The 18,340-nt window shown below is 58.6% G+C and carries 18 protein-coding genes; 11 read left to right on the forward strand and 7 right to left on the reverse strand.

Annotation, left to right across the window (positions count from 1 at the left end):
- Nucleotides 1-11: 11 nt before the first annotated feature.
- The 7 genes from ACGHP5_RS01925 (at nucleotide 12) to ACGHP5_RS01955 (ending at nucleotide 9,180) form a co-directional block, all read left to right on the forward strand.
- Nucleotides 12-2,030 (forward strand): fibronectin type III domain-containing protein, encoded by a 2,019-nt coding sequence (locus ACGHP5_RS01925; RefSeq protein ID WP_390567912.1) that lies wholly within the window; start codon nucleotides 12-14, stop codon nucleotides 2,028-2,030.
- 9 nt (nucleotides 2,031-2,039) lie between these two features.
- A complete protein-coding gene (locus ACGHP5_RS01930) occupies nucleotides 2,040-2,906 on the forward strand; it encodes a sugar phosphate isomerase/epimerase (RefSeq protein WP_290531849.1) in 867 nt (288 codons plus the stop codon).
- A gap of 21 nt (nucleotides 2,907-2,927) precedes the next feature.
- Nucleotides 2,928-4,619: a DUF6528 family protein gene (locus ACGHP5_RS01935; RefSeq protein WP_390567913.1), complete on the forward strand. Its 1,692-nt coding sequence runs from the start codon at nucleotides 2,928-2,930 to the stop codon at nucleotides 4,617-4,619.
- Between the two features lie 96 nt (nucleotides 4,620-4,715).
- On the forward strand, nucleotides 4,716-5,633 hold the full coding sequence (locus ACGHP5_RS01940; RefSeq protein WP_390567914.1) for a glycerophosphodiester phosphodiesterase family protein: 918 nt from the start codon (nucleotides 4,716-4,718) through the stop codon (nucleotides 5,631-5,633).
- Nucleotides 5,634-5,642: 9 nt separating this feature from the next.
- A complete protein-coding gene (locus ACGHP5_RS01945) occupies nucleotides 5,643-7,013 on the forward strand; it encodes an MFS transporter (protein WP_278997080.1) in 1,371 nt (456 codons plus the stop codon).
- A complete protein-coding gene (locus ACGHP5_RS01950; protein WP_390567915.1) occupies nucleotides 7,010-8,092 on the forward strand; it encodes an SGNH/GDSL hydrolase family protein in 1,083 nt (360 codons plus the stop codon). Before ACGHP5_RS01945 ends, ACGHP5_RS01950 begins: the two co-directional genes overlap by 4 nt.
- A 77-nt stretch (nucleotides 8,093-8,169) precedes the next feature.
- The gene (locus tag ACGHP5_RS01955) at nucleotides 8,170-9,180 is read left to right on the forward strand and encodes an aldo/keto reductase (protein WP_390567916.1); all 1,011 of its coding nucleotides are present in this window, start codon (nucleotides 8,170-8,172) and stop codon (nucleotides 9,178-9,180) included.
- 1,331 nt (nucleotides 9,181-10,511) lie between these two features.
- Here ACGHP5_RS01955 and ACGHP5_RS01960 read toward each other — a convergent pair.
- The 7 genes from ACGHP5_RS01960 to ACGHP5_RS01990 form a co-directional block, all read right to left on the reverse strand.
- Nucleotides 10,512-10,784, reverse strand: a complete 273-nt coding sequence (locus tag ACGHP5_RS01960) for a hypothetical protein (RefSeq protein ID WP_390567917.1) — start codon at nucleotides 10,782-10,784, stop codon at nucleotides 10,512-10,514.
- A 60-nt stretch (nucleotides 10,785-10,844) separates the two neighbouring features.
- A complete protein-coding gene (locus tag ACGHP5_RS01965) occupies nucleotides 10,845-11,375 on the reverse strand; it encodes a site-specific integrase (protein WP_390567918.1) in 531 nt (176 codons plus the stop codon).
- Nucleotides 11,314-12,066 (reverse strand): phage integrase SAM-like domain and Arm DNA-binding domain-containing protein, encoded by a 753-nt coding sequence (locus ACGHP5_RS01970; RefSeq protein ID WP_390567919.1) that lies wholly within the window; start codon nucleotides 12,064-12,066, stop codon nucleotides 11,314-11,316. Before ACGHP5_RS01970 ends, ACGHP5_RS01965 begins: the two co-directional genes overlap by 62 nt.
- 318 nt (nucleotides 12,067-12,384) lie before the next feature.
- Entirely contained in the window at nucleotides 12,385-12,891 is a 507-nt protein-coding gene (locus ACGHP5_RS01975; RefSeq protein ID WP_295901555.1) for a single-stranded DNA-binding protein, read from the reverse strand.
- Nucleotides 12,892-12,895: 4 nt separating this feature from the next.
- On the reverse strand, nucleotides 12,896-13,702 hold the full coding sequence (locus tag ACGHP5_RS01980) for a purine-nucleoside phosphorylase (RefSeq protein WP_290531779.1): 807 nt from the start codon (nucleotides 13,700-13,702) through the stop codon (nucleotides 12,896-12,898).
- The gene (gene lpxK / locus ACGHP5_RS01985) at nucleotides 13,686-14,729 is read right to left on the reverse strand and encodes a tetraacyldisaccharide 4'-kinase (protein ID WP_295901549.1); all 1,044 of its coding nucleotides are present in this window, start codon (nucleotides 14,727-14,729) and stop codon (nucleotides 13,686-13,688) included. Before lpxK ends, ACGHP5_RS01980 begins: the two co-directional genes overlap by 17 nt.
- A gap of 346 nt (nucleotides 14,730-15,075) precedes the next feature.
- Nucleotides 15,076-15,459 (reverse strand): hypothetical protein, encoded by a 384-nt coding sequence (locus tag ACGHP5_RS01990; RefSeq protein WP_337757540.1) that lies wholly within the window; start codon nucleotides 15,457-15,459, stop codon nucleotides 15,076-15,078.
- Between the two features lie 2 nt (nucleotides 15,460-15,461).
- On the opposite strand from ACGHP5_RS01990, the gene ACGHP5_RS01995 reads away from it, so the two are divergent.
- The 4 genes from ACGHP5_RS01995 to rd are packed head-to-tail and all read left to right on the forward strand — an operon-like array spanning nucleotide 15,462 to nucleotide 18,220.
- A complete protein-coding gene (locus tag ACGHP5_RS01995) occupies nucleotides 15,462-16,757 on the forward strand; it encodes a peptidoglycan DD-metalloendopeptidase family protein (RefSeq protein ID WP_337757539.1) in 1,296 nt (431 codons plus the stop codon).
- Between the two features lie 4 nt (nucleotides 16,758-16,761).
- Complete coding sequence (ispD, locus tag ACGHP5_RS02000) at nucleotides 16,762-17,493, forward strand: 2-C-methyl-D-erythritol 4-phosphate cytidylyltransferase (RefSeq protein WP_337772758.1); 732 nt, start codon at nucleotides 16,762-16,764, stop codon at nucleotides 17,491-17,493.
- A complete protein-coding gene (locus ACGHP5_RS02005) occupies nucleotides 17,477-18,016 on the forward strand; it encodes a PH domain-containing protein (RefSeq protein ID WP_290531784.1) in 540 nt (179 codons plus the stop codon). The genes ispD and ACGHP5_RS02005 overlap by 17 nt, the downstream gene beginning before the upstream one ends.
- Before the next feature lie 39 nt (nucleotides 18,017-18,055).
- On the forward strand, nucleotides 18,056-18,220 hold the full coding sequence (rd, locus tag ACGHP5_RS02010) for a rubredoxin (RefSeq protein WP_015547243.1): 165 nt from the start codon (nucleotides 18,056-18,058) through the stop codon (nucleotides 18,218-18,220).
- Nucleotides 18,221-18,340 lie beyond the last annotated feature (120 nt).

The following is an 18,340-nucleotide window of genomic DNA, read 5'->3' on the forward strand; positions in this document are numbered from 1 at the left end:
CCAGAACAAGCATGAAAAAGATAATCAACCTTTTGCTGACATCGTTCATCGCCGCGGGCCTCACCGCATGTTGGAGTGAGGATATTCCCGAAGCCGGAGCGTCCCGCCGTCAGGTCACCGACCTCACCGCCACACCGGGCGACGAGGAGGTGCTGCTCGCCTGGAACCTGCCCGAAGGCTGGAACCCGACGGATTTCATCGTCTACTACACCGACGCCGATTCGGAAACGGTCACCCTGCGCACGGGCGGCGAGATGAACTGCACGGTCGACGGACTCGTCAACGGCATGCAGTACACCTTCTACGTGCAGGCGGTCTACGAAAAACTCGTCTCGAACTACGTCACCGTCCTCGGCAGGCCCGCCACGACGCGGTTCCCGATCACCGACCTCACGGTCGATGCGGGCGATTCGTTCGTAAGCCTCTCGTGGACCAAACCCGCGACGACGGTGCTTTCCTACACGCTTTCCTACTACAACGAGGACGCACCCGACGACATCGAGCGGCAGACGCTCGACAAGGAGGCGACGAGCGTGACGCTCGACGGGCTGACCAACGACAAGAACTACTACTTCTCGCTGGCGGCCAACTACGAAAAGGGCGCTTCGGAGCCGGCCACCGCCAAGGCGATGCCGACCCTGGCGATCCCCTACATCCTCGACCGCGACCAGGCGGCCAAGAACCAGCCGATCACCTTCACGTTCAACACCGAAGACTACCCGACGGCCACCGACGTAAGGTGGACCTTCCCGGGCGAGGTCGTCAAGGAGGGTACCGTCGTGAAATACGGACTGGGCACGGTCGGCACGCAGACCGTGAAGCTGAACGCCACGATCGACGGCAACGCCCGCTCGTGGACCCTCGAGGTCGAGATCCGCGAATACGTCATCTACAGCACCGACTGGGCGCAGGACGGTTCGAACTACAACGGTTTCAAAGGTTCCTGCCCGGTATTCTCGCCCGACGGAAAGACCGTATACATCGTCACTTTCAACAAACTCTCGGCCCTCTACGCCTTCGATGTCGCAACGGGCAGCGAGAAGTGGCGCTACAAACCGGCCGCCAACACCGGCAGCTACAACATGCTCACCGTAAATCCCGTGACGGGCGACATCTACTACGGCACGCAGACCCCGGGCCACTTCTACGCCGTAACCTCCGAGGGATCCCTGAAATGGGTCTTCGAAGAGGCGGGGTCGATGCAGAGCGCCGCCCCGGCTGTCAACGCCGCCGGAACAGCGGTCTACATCTGCGACAAGAGCGGCAACACGTTCGCCATTGACGCCGCATCGGGACAGAAGATATGGAACTTCACCGCGGGCGTCCCCGGAGGCGGCCTGCTGGTCAACGGCAGCGAACTGCTGATCGGCGCCGAAAGCAACGCCTTCTTCGTCAACATCGAAACCGGCGAGCAAATCGCCAAGGTGGCGCTGGGCTGCAAGATGTCCGACATCACCGGATTCGCCGTCAGCAGCGACAAGACGCTGGCCTACTTCGGAGCCGCAAGCGGTTATATCGGCGCGGTCGATCTGACGACGCACACGGCGAAAACCCCGCTGCTGGCCGGCACGACCAATCCCAACACCATCTACGAACCCGTCGTGGCCCCCAACGGAAGCATCTTCGCCGGTTCGAAGAACGGCTCGGTCTACAACGTGAAGGGCGACCTTTCGGCCGTCAACTGGGAGCACGTCCACACCGGAAAGGCCGTCAACAACACCTACAACTATTCACACCCGTGCGTAGACTCCGAAAACCGGTTCTACATCACGGCGGGACAGACGACCAACACGTCCTATATCTTCGACGCCGAAGGCAGGGTCCTCGACTCGTGGAGCTACACGGGAACCACCGCCGCGGCGCAGCGCCAGATGGGCGGCAACAACTATCTCGACGGCGTGTTCTATTCGGCGTTCATCGGCAACGGCGACCAGAACGGCATGTTCGTCGGGAAATACGTCGGCGGCGAACGCGCATCGAGCTGGAGCACCCACGGCGGCGATATCTGCGGATCGTGCTGCGTTAAATAGGCTGAAACAATGAAAAAACTACTGTTCATAATGACAGCGCTCCTGCTGGCCGCCGGGGCTGCACGGGCCGAATATCCCGTGGGCGTATCGCTCGGCATGGTAAAGGTGCCCGAGCCCGAAAAACTCGCACAGATCAAGGCCGCGGGCATCGACCATGTGGAGGTCGTCTTCAACTATTTCTGGCGCAACGCTCCCGAGAACGAATGCTACACCCGCGCCTACCGCGTCAAGGCGATGCTCGACGAGGCCGGACTCGAAGTCTGGTCGTGCCACCTGCCTTTCAGCCGCACGCTCGACATTTCGGTGCTCGATCCGCAGCGGCGCGAAGAGAACGTCCTGCTGATGGAGCGGATGATCCGCCTGGCGGAGATCTTCCACCCGCAACGGCTGGTGCTGCATCCCAGTTCGGAGCCGATCTCCGACGGGGAACGCGAAACCCGCCTGCAAAACTCCGCCAACTCCATCGGCCGTCTCGCGCTGGCCGCCAAAGGGATCGGTGCGGTGCTCTGCATCGAGAACCTGCCCCGCACCTGCCTGGGACGCGACTCGGGCGAGATCATGCGGCTGATCGGCGATTTTCCCGAAGTCATGGTGTGCTTCGACTCGAACCACCTGCTCCAAGAGGAACACGCCCGTTTCTTCGAAACCGTAGGCAGCCGTATCGGCACGATCCACGCTTCGGACTACGACCGTCGGGACGAACGTCACTGGCTGCCGGGCGAGGGCGTCATCGACTGGCCCGACTTTCTCCGCCGCCTGCGGGCGTCGGGCTACAAAGGGGTCTTCATGCACGAGGTCCGCGCCGGAGAGAACGCCACGCCCGCAAACGTCGTGAAAGCCTACAAGGAGGTCATTCTCGGCAAATCGAAAAAATAACCCACCCAAAACGTACAAAACATGAATAACATAAAATTCCATCTGTTCCGGGTCCTGCTGCTCTGTGCCGGAACGGGATTCCTCGCCGCAGGCTGTGCGAACGACGACGACGATTCGCCCCGTGAACTCGCCGCGAAAACCACCCTGACGCTGTCGAAATACTACAACGACAAGGGAGCGACGACGCTGCCCACCTGGAACAGAAGCGACAAGGCCGGACTGTTCGTCGCGGACCGTAGCGCCCCGGAGGCCGTCTATGCGGCCCCGATCCAGTCGGGATCGCAGAAATCGCTCTTTCTCTTCACGCTCGACGCACCGCAGCACGCCGCCTCGACGGTCGTCGCATTCTGGCCCTCGGACGCCGGCCTCCGCTGTGAGAACGGCACACTGAAAACCGTCGTCCCCACGGCGCAGACGGGCACTGTCGCCCCGATTCTCGCCGGAAAGGCCACGGCGCAGGTCAACGCCTACGAGGGTTGCAGCATGGAGCTGACGAACCTCTTCTGCACGATGTACGTCAGCGTGAAAAAGGGCAACTACTCGGTCAGCAAGGCGGTCGTAAAGGCCAACGGCGGCGAAGGGATCGCCGGAGAGCTCACGATCGGCATCGACGACTGGTCGGCGTCGGCATCGGCGCAGACGATCGCCGTGACGCTGCCCGCACCCCTCGACTGTTCGAAAGAGACGCAGCTGATACCTGTCACGATCGCCCCCGTGACCCTGTCGCAAGGCTACACCGTGACCCTCACCGACACCGATGGCAATTCGTTCTCGGTAGAAAAGACGGAGCCCGTGATCTTGGAAGCCGGAGGCAAGCACGAAACAGACGACGCCCGTTCGAATTTCGTGACCGAACTGGTCTTCTGCGGCGACAACATGGTCTACATGATCGACGCCGGGCTGGCCGACGAAACCACCTACAAGGATGCGGTCACGTGGAGCTGGGACGCGACTGAAGCAGCTTCCGTGCTCGGACTGGCCGAGAACCGCTGCGACCACCTCGACGACTGCAAACCGGTGGACAACGGCAAGAAACTCCTGTGCACCAGCTCCTATAACTGGTGCGTGCTGCTCGACATCGCCACGAAGGAGGTGCTCTTCCACACAACGGCGACGCCCAACGCCCACTCGGCGGAGCTGCTTCCCGGCAACCGCATCGTCGTGGCCTGCTCGGACGGCAGCGGCTCGGGCAACAACTCGGTGCAGCTCTACGACATCTCGCAGCCCAACCGGATTCTCTACCAGTCGGCACTCGGCTCGGCGCACGGCGTGGTGTGGAACGGAACGACCCAACGTCTCTATGCGATCGGCGGCCAGAGCCTCCAAATCTACAAACTCAAAAACTGGGACACGGCAGCCCCGTCGCTCGAACTGGAAAAGACCGTACAGACGCCCCAGGGTGGTCTGCACGACATGTGCTACGTCAATTCGAACACGCTCTGCATCGGCGGACGCCGGGCCTATCTCTACGACATCGGCGCCAACCAGTTCACCGAGATGACGCTTTTCGCCGCATCGACGGCGATCAAGTCGATCAACTACAACGACGAGACGGGTGAACTCTGGTACACGGACTCCACCAAACCCGAAGGCTCGCAGTCGTGGTCGACGCAGACCATCCGCTACTCCACAGACAAGAACGCCTCGACGGAAACACGGACGATCAAGGTCCCCGACCTGGATATGTACAAGGTCCGCGTAATGAACTGGTAACACGGAGCGAATTCCGGCGGAAAATCGTGTATGTCCACGCGAATACACGATTTTCCTTACTATATTTATGTACCATTGAATCAATCCAAACGATCCATGAAAAAACTGCTTATTCTTCTTTCAGGACTGCTGCTTTTACAAACCTCCTGTTCACACTCCGCATCCGTTCCGGGAAACCATGCCGATTGGGTTGTCTCGGAGCTCCACGACCCCTCCTCGGACAAGGTGCTTGTCGCCTGTCACCGTGGCGACTGGCGCAACTGGCCGGAAAACTCTTTGGCGGCCATCGAATCGGTGATCGGCATGGGTGCCGACATCGTGGAACTGGATCTGGCGCTGACCTCCGACAGCGTTCTGGTGGTCTGCCACGACCGGACGCTGAACCGCACCACCACGGGACGCGGACTTATCGCCGAGATTCCCTACGACTCCGTCCAACGGTGCTTTCTCAAATCGGGCCACGGTGTGGCCACGGCGCACCGTATGCCGACGCTCCGCGAAGCGCTCGAAGTCTGTAAGGACCGCATTGTCGTCAATATCGACAAGGGCTACCAGTATTACGACCTGGTGCAGGCTCTTTCCGAGGAACTCGGCGTAACCGGACAGCTCCTTATCAAGGGCAAAAGCCCCGTTGAAGATGTCGCCGCAAAGTTCGCACGCTACGAACACAACATGATGTATATGCCGATCATCGACATCCTCAAGCCCAAAGGGCAGGCGCTCTTCGCCGAATACCGGGACAAAGGCATCACTCCGCTGGCCTATGAGGTCTGCTGGTCGGAATACACGCCCGAGGTGAAGGAGTGCATGGACAAGGTCGTGGCAAGCGGTTCGAAACTGTGGGTGAACTCGCTCTGGCCCACCCTGAACGGCGGTCTTTGCGACGATGCGGCCTTCGAAGGCGACCCTGCGGAAGTCTACGGGAAGCTGGTTGACATGGGGGCCACGATGATCCAGACGGACCGTCCCGAACTGCTGATCTCCTACCTCCGCTCGCGCGGGCTGCATGATTAAGAGACTGCGATGAATCGTATTTCCCGCTTCTACCGCATCAGCGCCCCCGCTCCCGCCCGGGAGATGGACGAGGCCGCACGTGACAAATACTACCGCCGCCTGCGTCTGCAGGCCTTCATTGCCGCCACGCTCGGGTACAGTCTCTACTACGTCTGCCGGACGAGTCTCAACGTGATGAAGAAACCGATTCTCGACAGCGGTTCGCTGGACGCTTCGCAGCTTGGCGTTATCGGCTCGGCGCTGCTGTTCGCCTATGCCATCGGCAAATTCGTCAACGGCTTCATCGCCGACTACTGCAATATCAAACGCTTCATGGCCACCGGGCTGATCGTCTCTGCGGCGGCCAACATGCTGATGGGCGTGCTGGGGCTGATGCACTCGGTCATCCCCACGGCTGTGATCTTCATCGCGTTCGCCGTGATGTGGGGGCTGAACGGCTGGTCGCAGTCGATGGGCGCCGCCCCGGCGATCATCTCGCTCTCGCGCTGGTATCCGCTCAAAGAACGGGGAACCTATTACGGTTTCTTCTCGGCGAGCCACAACCTCGGGGAGTTCTTTTCGTTCCTGTTCGTGGGTTCGATCGTGACCTTTGCGGGCTGGCAGGCGGGGTTCTTCGGGTCGGCCGTGGCCGGGGCCATCGGTGTGGTCGTGATCCTGCTGATGCTGCACGACACCCCGGAATCGAAGGGACTGCCTCCGGTGGAGGCGCTGGCGCATGAGAAACCGGCGGCTTCGGCCGACAAGTCGGTGAAGGAGATTCAGAAACAGGTGCTGCGCACCCCTGCGGTGTGGATTCTTGCCGCGGCGAGTGCCTTCATGTACATCTCGCGCTATGCGATCAACGGCTGGGGCGTGCTGTTCCTGCAGGAGGCGAAGGGATTCTCGGACGTCGAGGCGATCTCGGTGGTCTCGATCAACGCGCTGCTGGGCATTCTCGGCACGGTACTTTCGGGGTGGTTTTCGGACAAGCTGTTCAAGGGCGACCGGAAGATTCCGGCGTTGATTTTCGGCGTGCTGAACGCCGCGGCGCTGGCGCTGTTCTTCTACGGGGGCGACGCCATGTGGGTCAATGTGCTGTCGATGGTGCTGTTCGGCATCGCCATCGGTGTGCTGATCTGCTTCCTGGGGGGCCTGATGGCCGTGGACATCGTGCCTCGGAAGGCCACGGGCGCGGCGCTGGGCGTCGTGGGGATGACCTCCTACATCGCTGCGGGGATTCAGGACGTGGCGAGCGGCTGGCTGATCGACTCCAACATCACCGTTGCCGCCGACGGGGTGAAACACTATGATTTCGGTCCCGTGGCGATCTTCTGGCTTTCGGCGGCGGTAATCTCGTTCCTGCTGCCGCTGCTGAACAAAAAACAAAAACCAGAAATATGAAAAAATTGATATATCCATTCCTCTGCCTGCTGATCCCGGCGATGGCAGCCGCGGAGGAGACGCCGACAAAATATACGGATGCGGCAAGTCTCACGATCGTCGGCAAGGCCCAGCCCGGAGGTCCTGCATTCGAACGCATCGAGGTCGCCCGCTATCCCGAACTGACCCCGACGGTCACGAAATACTACCGCTATCCCACGGGGCTGGTCGTCGCGTTCCGCACCGACAGCCGCAACATCCGCGCCCGCTGGACAACGGTCAACAAACAGGCGGGAGCGAATTCGACGCTCATTTTCCAGCGGGGGCTCGACCTCTACATCCGCCGCGACGGCAAATGGGTGTTCGCCGGGGTCGGGGTACCGAAAAACACCGGAACGGAGCATGAAGCCCCGCTTGTGGAGAACATGGACACCACGATGAAAGAGTGTCTGCTGTATCTCCCGATCCACGACGGACTCACCCGGCTCGAAATCGGGACCGACCAAGCCGCACGGCTGGAGGCAGCCCCCGATCCCTTCCGCCACCGGATCGTGGTGATCGGATCGAGCATCACCCACGGCACCTCGGCAAGCCGTCCGGGAATGACCTACACCGCCCGGTTGGGCCGCACTTTGGGATTCGGATTCATCAACCTGGGAGCCAGCGGGCAATGCAAGCTCGACGCCTTCTTCGCCCGCATCGCGGCGGAGACCCGGGCCGACGCTTTTCTGTTCGACGTCTTCTCGAACCCCTCGCCGCAGCAGATCGACGAGCGGCTGGAGCCTTTCGTGCGACGAATTCGCGAAAGCCATCCCACGACGCCGCTGATATTCATCCAGACTGCCATCCGCGAAAGCGGGAACTTCGACCTCCGGAAGCGGGCATTCGAAGCCGACAAGCGGGCCATAGCCCGGGAGGGGATGCAGAAGCTCCTGAAAACGGACCCGAACATCTATTTTATCGAGCCCGGCATGGATTTGGGTGACGACCACGAAGCGACCGTCGACGGCGTGCATCCCACCGACCTCGGGTTCGAACGCATGCTGAACCGGCTCACGCCCCGGATCGCCCGCATCCTCAAAAAATACGGGATCGAGTAGGCCGACAATCGGGTCCGGACCGGAGAACGGCTGCGAAAAAATCGTATCTTTGTCTCGGAACTTAAAATCGGACAGTTATGATCGAACCCGTTTACCAGCCGTCGCCGTCGCGTTACGAGGGCGGCATGACCTTCCGGCGCGCCGGGCGCAGCGGCGTGCTGCTGCCGGCCCTGTCGCTGGGCATGTGGCACAATTTCGGCAGCGAGCAGACCTTTTCCAACGTACAGCGAATGGCCCATTATGCCTTCGACCGCGGAATCACCCATTTCGATCTTGCGAACAACTACGGTCCGGCCTACGGAACCGCCGAGGAGAATTTCGGACGCCTGATGGAGCGGTCGTTCCGCCCCTACCGCGACGAAATGTTCATCGCCACCAAGGCAGGATACGACATGTGGCCGGGGCCCTACGGCAACTGGGGATCGCGCAAATACCTCACGGCGAGCCTCGACCAGAGCCTGCGCCGCATGAAACTCGACTACGTCGATGTCTTCTATTCCCACCGTTACGACCCCGAGACGCCCCTTGAGGAGACCCTTCAGGCGTTGGTCGACATCGTCCGCCGGGGCAAGGCACTCTATGTCGGGCTGTCGCGCTATCCGCTCGAAGCGGAACGTTTCGCGTTCCGTTATCTGGCCGAGCGCGACGTGCCGTGCCTGCTGTTCCAGGACAGATACAACCTCTTCGACCGCAAACCCGAAACGTCGGGCGTGCTGTCGCTGGCCACCGAGTCGGGCTCGGGATTCGTGGTCTTCTCGCCGCTGGCGCAGGGGCTGCTGACAGGACGGTACCTCAACGGTATTCCGCAGGATTCGCGCATGGCCGAGGGCCGTTCGCTACGGAGCGACGTGCTGACCGACGCCATGCTGGCCCGCATCCGGGGACTGAACGATCTCGCCCGCCGACGCGGGCAGACGCTGGCCGAGATGGCGCTGGCATGGCTGTTGTCCGACCGGCGCGTCACGTCGGTCATCATCGGGGCCAGTTCGACGGCCCAGATTGCGGACAACCTGCGGGCGTTGGAGAACACGGCCTTTTCTGACGAGGAACTGGCGCGGATCAACGCTCTCTCGCGGGAGGAAGCGTAAAGTAAATAAATTCTCTCGTAAACAACGTCGAAAAAAATTTCCGTCACTCTCTCCTCTTTTTCTCGACGAACGATAGATTTTACTTGCGCCTTCTTCGTCTTTTCCGCCGCAGAATCGCCTTTCCCGTTCTTCATAAGCCTGCGGTATCGGCCAAATCCAATACGATGTCGACGACTCTAGAGAGCGGATTGACTTTATAGCTTCGCGCCTCATACTTCTGCTCCGGATGCTGTTCCGCAGCATGCCACTCCTCTTCCTTCGGCGCCGGATAGGTTTATTGAAGATATTTGTTGAGAACTCTTTTCCCAATACCAAACCGTTGGCCGACATACCTGCACTGTGGTCGATAAACGTTACGCCGTAGATTCTACCTGCGGGGGGGGGTGATACGGAAAACAGTGTCGATACCGTCCACTTTGAGTTGTTGCCGGAACACCTCACGCAAATTATGAGGACTTATGGCATCCCGGACAGTCTGTTTAAGCGGTCGAATACTCCATTTATCGTAATACTTTTGAAGAGCCTTATATCCGACATCTTTTTCTATTTTACTGTAAAGCCTCCGAATAAATGCAACTGCTTTCACTTTAGTACATGATTTACCGTTGACTAAAAAGTATGTTGAGCAAAAAAGAAGTAGCATTGATAGAGAGTTATAGTACGATGCAACAAGTAAGTCTGGTGGTCAGTCTATAAAAATCCGGGATCAGTTCGCGTTTATTATCGTGCGAAACACATGTATCTGAAAGAATAAAAGCAAACTGTGTCAAGGGTTGTTTTCGGGGCGATTTTGGGATTATCCAAAATTGCTAAACCGGTTTCTGTTATGCTCCGATCCGGCCTTGCAAAGCAACTCCTTGAAGCGGATATTCTGCTCTTCATTGAGGCGGAAAGAATACTTATAACCCGGTGTTTTAGGTTGCTGTCTTCTTTTTTGGTTGGTATTCATAGTTTCAGGTTAAAAGGCGTTCGACTCGGGAGAACGCCCCAGCCTCGCAGAGCGAGTACCTTTGTCGGACAAAGGTACAGCTCGCTGTTGTCTGGCGACAACAAGAATCCGCGCCGAAGAATTGCTGCCGAAAGTTTCGGAAGTCCTCCATGACGGGTCCTGAGGCCGGGTCTGTTCCCGGTGCAATATTACAACCGTGCGGGCGCTGGAACAAGCCCTCGGTGCGGACTGGTGCGGTCGTGAGCGGACATCGAAACCGAAGCGTTATCCTGTTTATATTGCGGTAGAAATAAAAGGAAGCGTTTGTGAGCCATGAACTTGAATCATCCTAAAAGGCTATCGTGTCGGCGCGATGGCGATTGTCCCGGGACGAAATTCGTTGTTAAAATTGCTCTTTCCCTTTTTCGGAATAAAGGATATTCATAAACTCTGAATTCCTGAAAGAATGCATTTCTGAATGCAGCAAAAATGCAAAATCTGGCAGAATGGCTATCCCCAAACGCGAGTTGTTGAACCTTTTAAATGCTGTATCATGAACATCACCCCTGTAAACATTGCCGTCTGCAATCAGAAAGGTCGCGTCCAGCAAAACGCCGGGGACGGAAATCCGCAAGACTCGCCCTCGGGCGATTCGCATGGCCTTGCGGATTTTCATCTCCGGCGATAAATTCCCTGCCGGCGGAAAAAAGAGCTGGATTGAATCTCCGTTCGGAATTTATCCGACCGCTTCTTTTTTCAGAGTCGGAAATTGGAACTGTTCGCCAATTTGGTCCTCTATTCGGCTTATCGCATTACCTATCATTTGGTTTGTCACCTTGGCATAGATATGAGTCGTAGTCGTGTATTTGTGCCCCAGCATTTTTGATACCGTTTCCAGCGGAATACCGTTCATCAGCGTGACCGTCGTGGCAAAGGTATGTCTCGCGCAGTGAAATTTCAGATTCTTGGTAATTCCGCGTTGTCTGGCGATCTGTTTCAGGCAGGCGTCCGAGTATTTCAAGGAAGCGACCGGGAAGACCCTATCCGGATTTCCGGGAAAAAGTCTGTTGAACCGGTTTGTCGGAATACGGTACTTTTCAAGGATTGCCTTTGCGACCGGAAGCAGTTTTACCGTGAACGCGACTTTCGTCTTCTGACGGATACTGCTAATCCACCATTCTCCGTCCGGAGTTTGTTTCAACTCCTCATAATTCAGTTTCGCCAGATCGGCATACGACAACCCCGTGAAACAGCAGAACAGAAACATATCCCGTGTCCGATTCGGTGAGGTATTCGATCTCCGGCTGTTCGGCAACATAATAGTAATAGGCGAACGGATTCTTGTCTGTTTGCCCGTCGTTAAACGCTTTCTTGACGATATGCTGCAGCGATTTGATCTCAACGCTGACCGTCGTGTCGGCAAGGCCTCTGACATGCTTCAGATAGGCGGTAAACTTTTCTGCAAAAGACTGGTCCGGTTCCGCAAGGGGAATATCCCTGACTTTATAGTTCCGGCAGACGAAGAGACTCAAATCACGTCTTAAGGTTTGATAACGAAGTAAGGAGTGGATGGTACGGTCGACGTCTACACGGGTCTTGTAATCCTTACAGAATTCATCGCATAACTCCAGTAACAGTTTATACTTTCTGCCGAAACCCAGACAGGCATTCTTCACCTTATCGGCGGAAACATATCCGTCATGGTCGCAGATAGATTGATAGTGTTTACCTATCTGGATACGGATATTATCCAGATGGCGGTTGATACGGTCGGCTTCAAAGCTTTTGCCCTTGGCTCTTCCGCCCTTCACTTCCCACAGATGGGGAGGTACGTTGAGTTTGGCGCTGAACTGGGAGATAGTACCGTTGACGGTAATACGGCCCATGACAGGAACAACAGGCTGAACTTTGTGTTTGTCCTTTTTAAGGTAGAACAGAACCTTGAATGTGCTGCGCATGCTCCGAGGAAATTTAGGGGTTAAAAACTAATTTCTTCAGAGTCGTTTGTCAAGATGAAGGACGATCCAAAAAACTACAGATGACTGTTTTATGCAAAACACAACAAAACAGACGAGGTAACGATCTGGAAACCGTAACCTCGTCTGGAATTACCTTTTTATGCCGGTTATTCCCAAAAAGAGAAAACTTTTGCAAATATCAAATTATTGAAAACTCAATATTTACACCATTTTTCACCTCACGGAAAACGAAGGGATAGTGCCGGCGTACGTCCCGTTCACCCCGCGTGAGGGATGTGCGGAAAAGCCGCTTACAAATCAAAAAGGAAGATCGTCCGGATCGTCGGCCGGAACCGAAGGAGCTGCCGGCTGGGGCTGCGGAGCCGCTGCCGGACGGGGTGTCTGCTGCTGGTAACCGCCCTGCTGCCCGTAGGAAGCGCCCTGCGGCTGTGCGCCGTAGGCGGGAGCCGGAGCACCGTCCGAAGCGGGATTGTCCGAGCGGCGGCCCAGCAGGTTCATCGTGTCGGCCAGAATTTCGGTCGTATAGCGTTTGTTGTTGTCCTTGTCCATCCATTCGCGGGTGCGCAGGCGCCCCTCGATATAGATTTGCGAACCTTTGCGGACAAAACGGTCCACCACGTCGGCAAGACCGCGCCACAAGGTGATCGTATGCCATTCGGTGTGTTCCTTCGTCTCGTTCGACGCCCGGTCGAACAGGCGCTCCGTCGTCGCCAGACGGACACGGGCGACCTTCACGCCGCCTTCGGTCGTACGCACCTCGGGGTCGATGCCCACGTTGCCGATCAATATGACTTTGTTTACCATTTGCTTACAGGTTTTTAATCATTCGACGGAAAAGAACCTCCATGCGCACGCCGGCCTTTTTACCCTGCCGCTGCACGTCCTCGTGATCGCCCACCTCGTCCGAAAGACCGCAGTTGGTGATGACCGACACGCCGAAGACGGGAATCGACATGTGGCGCGCCACGATCACCTCGGGGACGGTCGACATGCCCGCAGCATCGCCGCCGATGGCCTTGAAATAGCGGTATTCGGCCTGCGTCTCGAACGTGGGTCCCGTGCCGCCGACATAGACGCCGTACTGGAGCTTGATCGACTCCTCTTCGGCGATCTTCGTGGCCGCGGCGATCAGGGACTTGTCGTAGCAGTTGTGCATGTCGGGGAAGCGCGGCCCGAGCTGGGCCATGTTGGGACCGATCAGCGGATTGGGCATCAGGTTGATGTGGTCGGTAATGACCATCAGGTCGCCCACGCGGAACGAGGTGTTGATGCCGCCCGAAGCGTTCGACACGAAGAGGTATTTGATGCCGAGCTGCTGCATCACGCGCACCGGGAAGGTCACCTGCTGCATCGTGTAACCCTCGTAGTAGTGGAAACGGCCCTGCATGGCGACGACCCGGCGGCCCTCGATCAGACCGAAAATCATGCGGCCCTTGTGGCCTTCGACCGTCGAAACGGGGAATCCGGGAACGTCCTTGTATTCGATGATGAACCGTGCGTCGATCTTATCGGCGAAATCGCCCAGCCCGGTGCCGAGTATGATCCCCACTTCGGGCGAGAAATCCTCGGTCCGGCTCTTGACGAAAGCGGCGGTTTTCTTAATTTCCTCTAACATCTTCTTCTAATTTTTGCAGAAAATCCGTTGCCGAATCCTCTATGAATGAAATATTTATCGGTAAATAGTACAGGTTGCTGCGGACCCGGGCGGGGATTTTCGCCCGGTTGGTCATCTTGACGGCATCCTTCTCCGTGGTAACAATTACCGCGCCCGGATGCTTCTCCAGAAGCGCCACGAGGGCGTTCATGTCGCGGACCTTGTAGACATGGTGGTCGTCGAGCGTCATCTCGGCCACGACCTCGTAACGTTCGCGGAGCGTCTGCAGGAAGGGCTTCGGGTTGCCGATGCCCGAGAGGGCGATCACCGGCCGCCCCTGCGCCAGCGGCTCGCCGGACGCCTCCTCGGCGTAGAGCGGCTGGGGCATGAAACTCTCGAAACGCGTGAAATAGACCCGCTGGTAGGCCACCTGAATCAGCACCTTGCGCAGGATGCGGCGGTCGATCGGGGCCATCCGCTCGGGGCATTTCGTGACCACGAAATAGTGGGCGCGGTGCAACTCCTCCGGAAGGTCGCGCAGCGTTCCCACGGGCAGCATCCGGTCGTGCTGAACGGGCCGCGTGGCGTCGATCATCACGACATTGATTTTCGGTTCCACGTAGCGGTGCTGGAAACCGTCGTCCATAACGATCAGGTCGACCTCGGGATGCTCGGCGCGGATGCGGCGGATGCCTTCGGAACGCTTCTCGCAGACGGCGACCACCGTATCGGGAAACTTGAGCTTGATTTGCAGCGGCTCGTCGCCCACGTCGCGGTAGTGCGAGTCGGCACGCACCTCCAGATACCCTTTCGTACGGCGTCCGTAACCGCGCGAGAGCAGCGCCACGTCGTGCATCTGGGACATGTAGGCGATTACCATTTCGGCCATCGGGGTCTTGCCCGTGCCGCCGACGGTGATGTTGCCGATGCAGATGATCGGAATGTCGAACTTCTCGCTCTTGAGGATGCCCCAGTCGAAGAGGCGGTGACGGAACGTCACCCCCGCTTTATAGAGGAAGGCCGCAGGTGCGAGCAGGCATTTGAGCATCTTTCTATCGGTTTGAACAGATAACTTTCAAAGGTAACGATTTTTCCCGGGACCACCAAACCAAAATCCGCAAATCTGGTTCCAGAGCGGAAAATAGCGACTGATTTGCGGAAACGGATTTCCGGATACCGCCTCTTGCTGCGGGAGTCTCATGTGTTTTTCAGCCGCAAAAAAACGAACCGCGGCGAGTGCTGCGGGGTCTTCTGTACTTTTTGCCCGCAAAAAGTCCCGAGCGCAGTCTTCGACTGCTTTTCTTTACCGCTTTTTGGTCGTCAAAAAGCGGCGCAAAAAACCGCCCCGCCGACAAAAAAGGCTGAAAGACGCGGCCTAACGCTGGCTCCGGGGACTATTCGCGGGTTTGCAAGCAAACCCGCGAAGGCGCCCGTTTTAGCGCAGCCGAGCGACGGTCCCGCGAAAGCGACATGCGGATGGTTTTGGTGCTACCTTTTGACACCAGAAGGTAGCTACTCCCCGCGGCGCACGCCGCGGTTAACCGCCGACCAAAAAGCGGCAAAGAAAAGCGGGCGAAGATCGCGGCTTTACTGCTTTTTGCGGCCAAAAAGTACAGAAAACCCTGCGGCCCGCGCCGCACGACGGCAAGCAATCCGCAAAAAAATTTGGGATTGCGTCCGGCTTGCACTATCTTTGACAGTGCCTTAAACAGGCGGCGGCTCGGCAAATTGCAAACAAGTTTGCATTTGCGCTCGCCTTGCACTATCTTTGTCTTCATCTATGAACGGTCTGAAAATAACGATATGCGCCCTGCTACTCGCGGCGGCAGGCGCCTGCAACCGGCCCCAGGGTCCGGTGGTGGAAGTGGAGGACGCAGAGGAGCCTCACAACATGCTTTACGGCATCAATGCCGACGATTACCGCACCGAGACCGGGGAGGTCGGAAGCGGCGAAACGCTGGGAAAAATACTCAACGGATTCGGCGTGTCGGCCCTCGCGGTCGACCGGCTGGACAAAGCCTCGAAGGAGGTGTTCCCGCTGCGCAACATCCGCGCCGGGCACAAATACACGGCCTTTATCCACGAGGATTCGCTCTACGCGCCCCATCTCGACTACCTCGCCTATGAAATATCGGTCACCGACTACGTGGTCTTCGGATTTCACGACGACTCGGTCTCCGTGCGCAAGGACGCCAAGGCCTACACGCTGCGCCGCACGAAGAAAAGCGCCGTGATCAACTCCTCGCTCTGGGGTGCGATCATGGAACAGGACCTGCCCTACGCGCTGGCCGCAGAATTGGAGGACATTTATCAGTGGACGGTGGATTTCTTCGGCATCCAGAAGGGCGACAACTTCACGGTGATCTACGACGAGCGGTTCATCGACGACACGGTGTCGGTGGGCATCGGCCGCATCTGGGGCGCGAAGTTCTCGCAGGGCGGCAAGGAATATTACGCCATCCCGTTCCGCCAGGGCGGCAAAATCCAGTACTGGGAGGCGGACGGAGCGAGCCTGCGCAAACAGATGCTCAAGGCGCCGCTGAAATACTCGCGCATCAGTTCGAAATTCTCCTACGCCCGCAAGCACCCGATCTACAAGGTCTACCGCCCGCACACAGGTGTCGACTACGCCGCACCGAAAGGTACGCCCGTGCATGCCGTAGCCGACGGCACAGTGACGTTCAAGGGCTGGGGCGGAGGCGGCGGCAACACGCTCAAGATCAAGCATGCCGGCAACCTGATGACGGGTTACCTCCACTTGAGCGGCTATGCCAAAGGCATCGCCAAGGGTTCGCGCGTGTCGCAGGGCCAGCTGATCGGCTACGTCGGTTCGACGGGCGCATCGACCGGCCCGCACCTCGATTACCGCGTCTGGAAGAACGGCACGCCGATCGACCCGCTGAAGATTCCGTCGGAACCCGCCGAGCCGATCGCCAGCGAGAACCGCGCACTGTTCGAATTCGTCCGCGACCGTATCTCGGCCGAACTCAACGGCGAGGTGAAGCCCGGGGAGCAGATCACGCAGCTCGATTCGCTCGTCCTGCCCGCAGCCGCACAGACACCCGAAAACCGATAAGCCGATGGAAAGCACGGGAATCATCATCGTAGCAGGGGGCAGCGGAAGCCGCGCGGGCGGCGCACGGCCCAAGCAGTTCCGGTTTCTGGGCGGCATGCCCGTACTGGCGCGCACGATCAACACGTTCGCTGCGGCGCTGCCCGGTGCGGAGATCGTGGCGGTGCTCCCCGAACAGCACATCGGGTTCTGGAAAAACCTCTCGGCACGTTTCGACGTCGCCGAACACAAAATCGTCGCGGGAGGCGCGGAGCGGTTCCACTCGGTGAGGAACGGATTGGCGGCGCTGACGTCCGATCCCGGCCTGATAGCCGTGCAGGACGGCGTGCGCCCGCTGGGGAGCATCGCGATGATCCGCCGTGTGGCCGAAGCCGCCGCAAGGCACGGGGCCGCGGTTCCGGTCGTGGAGCCGGTGGATTCGTTCCGCGAAACGGACGCGGACGAGGCGGGGAACGTTGCGTCGCACATCGTCGACCGCCGGTTTCTGCGCATCGTGCAGACCCCGCAGATCTTCCGCGCAGACATCCTGCGCCGGGCCTACGAGGCCGAATACCGTGCGGAGTTCACCGACGACGCGTCGGTGGTCGAGGCCATCGGGCAGACGGTCTGCCTCGCGGAGGGCGAGCGCGAAAACCTCAAACTCACGACCCCCGGGGATTTCGTCGTCGCCGAAGCGCTGATCGCCGCACGCGAAGAGGCCGAAAACGAAGAAGAGACGACCGATGCAGAGCACGTATAAATACCGCTTCGATCACAGCACGATCTACTGGACGCTGGTTTACATCATCGTCTTCGTCCTGCTGGGCGGCCTGCTGTACCACCTCTACGAAGGGGGTTACCTTTCGGCGTGGTTCACCTCGTTCATCGTGGCGCTGGTGGCCCTGATGTCGCTGTCGATTCCCCGCAAGATCGTCGTGTCGGACGAGAAGGTCGAGGTGCGCTGTCTGCTGGACATCACCGAAATACGCCGCGATGAAATCGCCTCGGTGCGCCGGGTGGACCCCAAACACATGAAATGGTTCCTGCCGATCTTCGGCGGATGCGGGTTCTTCGGCTACTACGGACACTTCATCGACCTGCGGAGGCTGGACCGCGTGCGGCTATACGCCTCGGAGTGGCGGAATTTCGTCGAGATCACGGACATCTACGAAGACCGGCTCTACGTCTCGTGCGCCGACGCCGACCGTCTGGTGGCCGAACTCACCCCGCCGGGCGGCAACCGCCCCGACGAAGACGCGGAGGAGGAAGATAGCGGCAGCTAATTTGCATACCATTATTCACCTTATAAAATACAGTTAAAGATGAAAAAGTATCGTTGTGTAGTCTGCGAATGGATTTACGATCCCGCAGTCGGCGATCCCGACGGAGGCATCGCCCCCGGAACGCCGTTCGAGGAGATTCCCGACGACTGGGCATGCCCGGTTTGCGGCGTCGACAAGAGCAATTTCGAAGAGGTCGAGGAGTAAGCCCGCGCTTCGGAGAAACGAAGGATGCGCCCCCGATGGGGCGCATTTTTTCGTCCCCTCCCTCCCCCCCCCTTCGGCTGACCGATTCATAAAAAAACTGCCAATCCATAGTGGATTGGC

The sequence above is a fragment of the Alistipes sp. i18-0019-D1 genome (assembly GCF_042852885.1).
In the GTDB taxonomy this organism is placed as follows: domain Bacteria; phylum Bacteroidota; class Bacteroidia; order Bacteroidales; family Rikenellaceae; genus Alistipes.

Excerpts from the sequence above, each read along its gene's own strand:
- ACGHP5_RS01925 (WP_390567912.1), top strand. The coding sequence starts at position 12 with ATGAAAAAGATAATCAACCTTTTGCTGACATCGTTCATCGCCGCGGGC.
- ACGHP5_RS01930 (WP_290531849.1), top strand. The coding sequence starts at position 2,040 with ATGAAAAAACTACTGTTCATAATGACAGCGCTCCTGCTGGCCGCCGGG.
- ACGHP5_RS01935 (WP_390567913.1), top strand. The coding sequence starts at position 2,928 with ATGAATAACATAAAATTCCATCTGTTCCGGGTCCTGCTGCTCTGTGCC.
- ACGHP5_RS01940 (WP_390567914.1), top strand. The coding sequence starts at position 4,716 with ATGAAAAAACTGCTTATTCTTCTTTCAGGACTGCTGCTTTTACAAACC.
- ACGHP5_RS01945 (WP_278997080.1), top strand. The coding sequence starts at position 5,643 with ATGAATCGTATTTCCCGCTTCTACCGCATCAGCGCCCCCGCTCCCGCC.
- ACGHP5_RS01950 (WP_390567915.1), top strand. The coding sequence starts at position 7,010 with ATGAAAAAATTGATATATCCATTCCTCTGCCTGCTGATCCCGGCGATG.
- ACGHP5_RS01955 (WP_390567916.1), top strand. The coding sequence starts at position 8,170 with ATGATCGAACCCGTTTACCAGCCGTCGCCGTCGCGTTACGAGGGCGGC.
- ACGHP5_RS01960 (WP_390567917.1), bottom strand. The coding sequence starts at position 10,784 with ATGAAAATCCGCAAGGCCATGCGAATCGCCCGAGGGCGAGTCTTGCGG.
- ACGHP5_RS01965 (WP_390567918.1), bottom strand. The coding sequence starts at position 11,375 with ATGTTTCTGTTCTGCTGTTTCACGGGGTTGTCGTATGCCGATCTGGCG.
- ACGHP5_RS01970 (WP_390567919.1), bottom strand. The coding sequence starts at position 12,066 with ATGCGCAGCACATTCAAGGTTCTGTTCTACCTTAAAAAGGACAAACAC.
- ACGHP5_RS01975 (WP_295901555.1), bottom strand. The coding sequence starts at position 12,891 with ATGGTAAACAAAGTCATATTGATCGGCAACGTGGGCATCGACCCCGAG.
- ACGHP5_RS01980 (WP_290531779.1), bottom strand. The coding sequence starts at position 13,702 with ATGTTAGAGGAAATTAAGAAAACCGCCGCTTTCGTCAAGAGCCGGACC.
- lpxK (WP_295901549.1), bottom strand. The coding sequence starts at position 14,729 with ATGCTCAAATGCCTGCTCGCACCTGCGGCCTTCCTCTATAAAGCGGGG.
- ACGHP5_RS01990 (WP_337757540.1), bottom strand. The coding sequence starts at position 15,459 with ATGAAGACAAAGATAGTGCAAGGCGAGCGCAAATGCAAACTTGTTTGC.
- ACGHP5_RS01995 (WP_337757539.1), top strand. The coding sequence starts at position 15,462 with ATGAACGGTCTGAAAATAACGATATGCGCCCTGCTACTCGCGGCGGCA.
- ispD (WP_337772758.1), top strand. The coding sequence starts at position 16,762 with ATGGAAAGCACGGGAATCATCATCGTAGCAGGGGGCAGCGGAAGCCGC.
- ACGHP5_RS02005 (WP_290531784.1), top strand. The coding sequence starts at position 17,477 with ATGCAGAGCACGTATAAATACCGCTTCGATCACAGCACGATCTACTGG.
- rd (WP_015547243.1), top strand. The coding sequence starts at position 18,056 with ATGAAAAAGTATCGTTGTGTAGTCTGCGAATGGATTTACGATCCCGCA.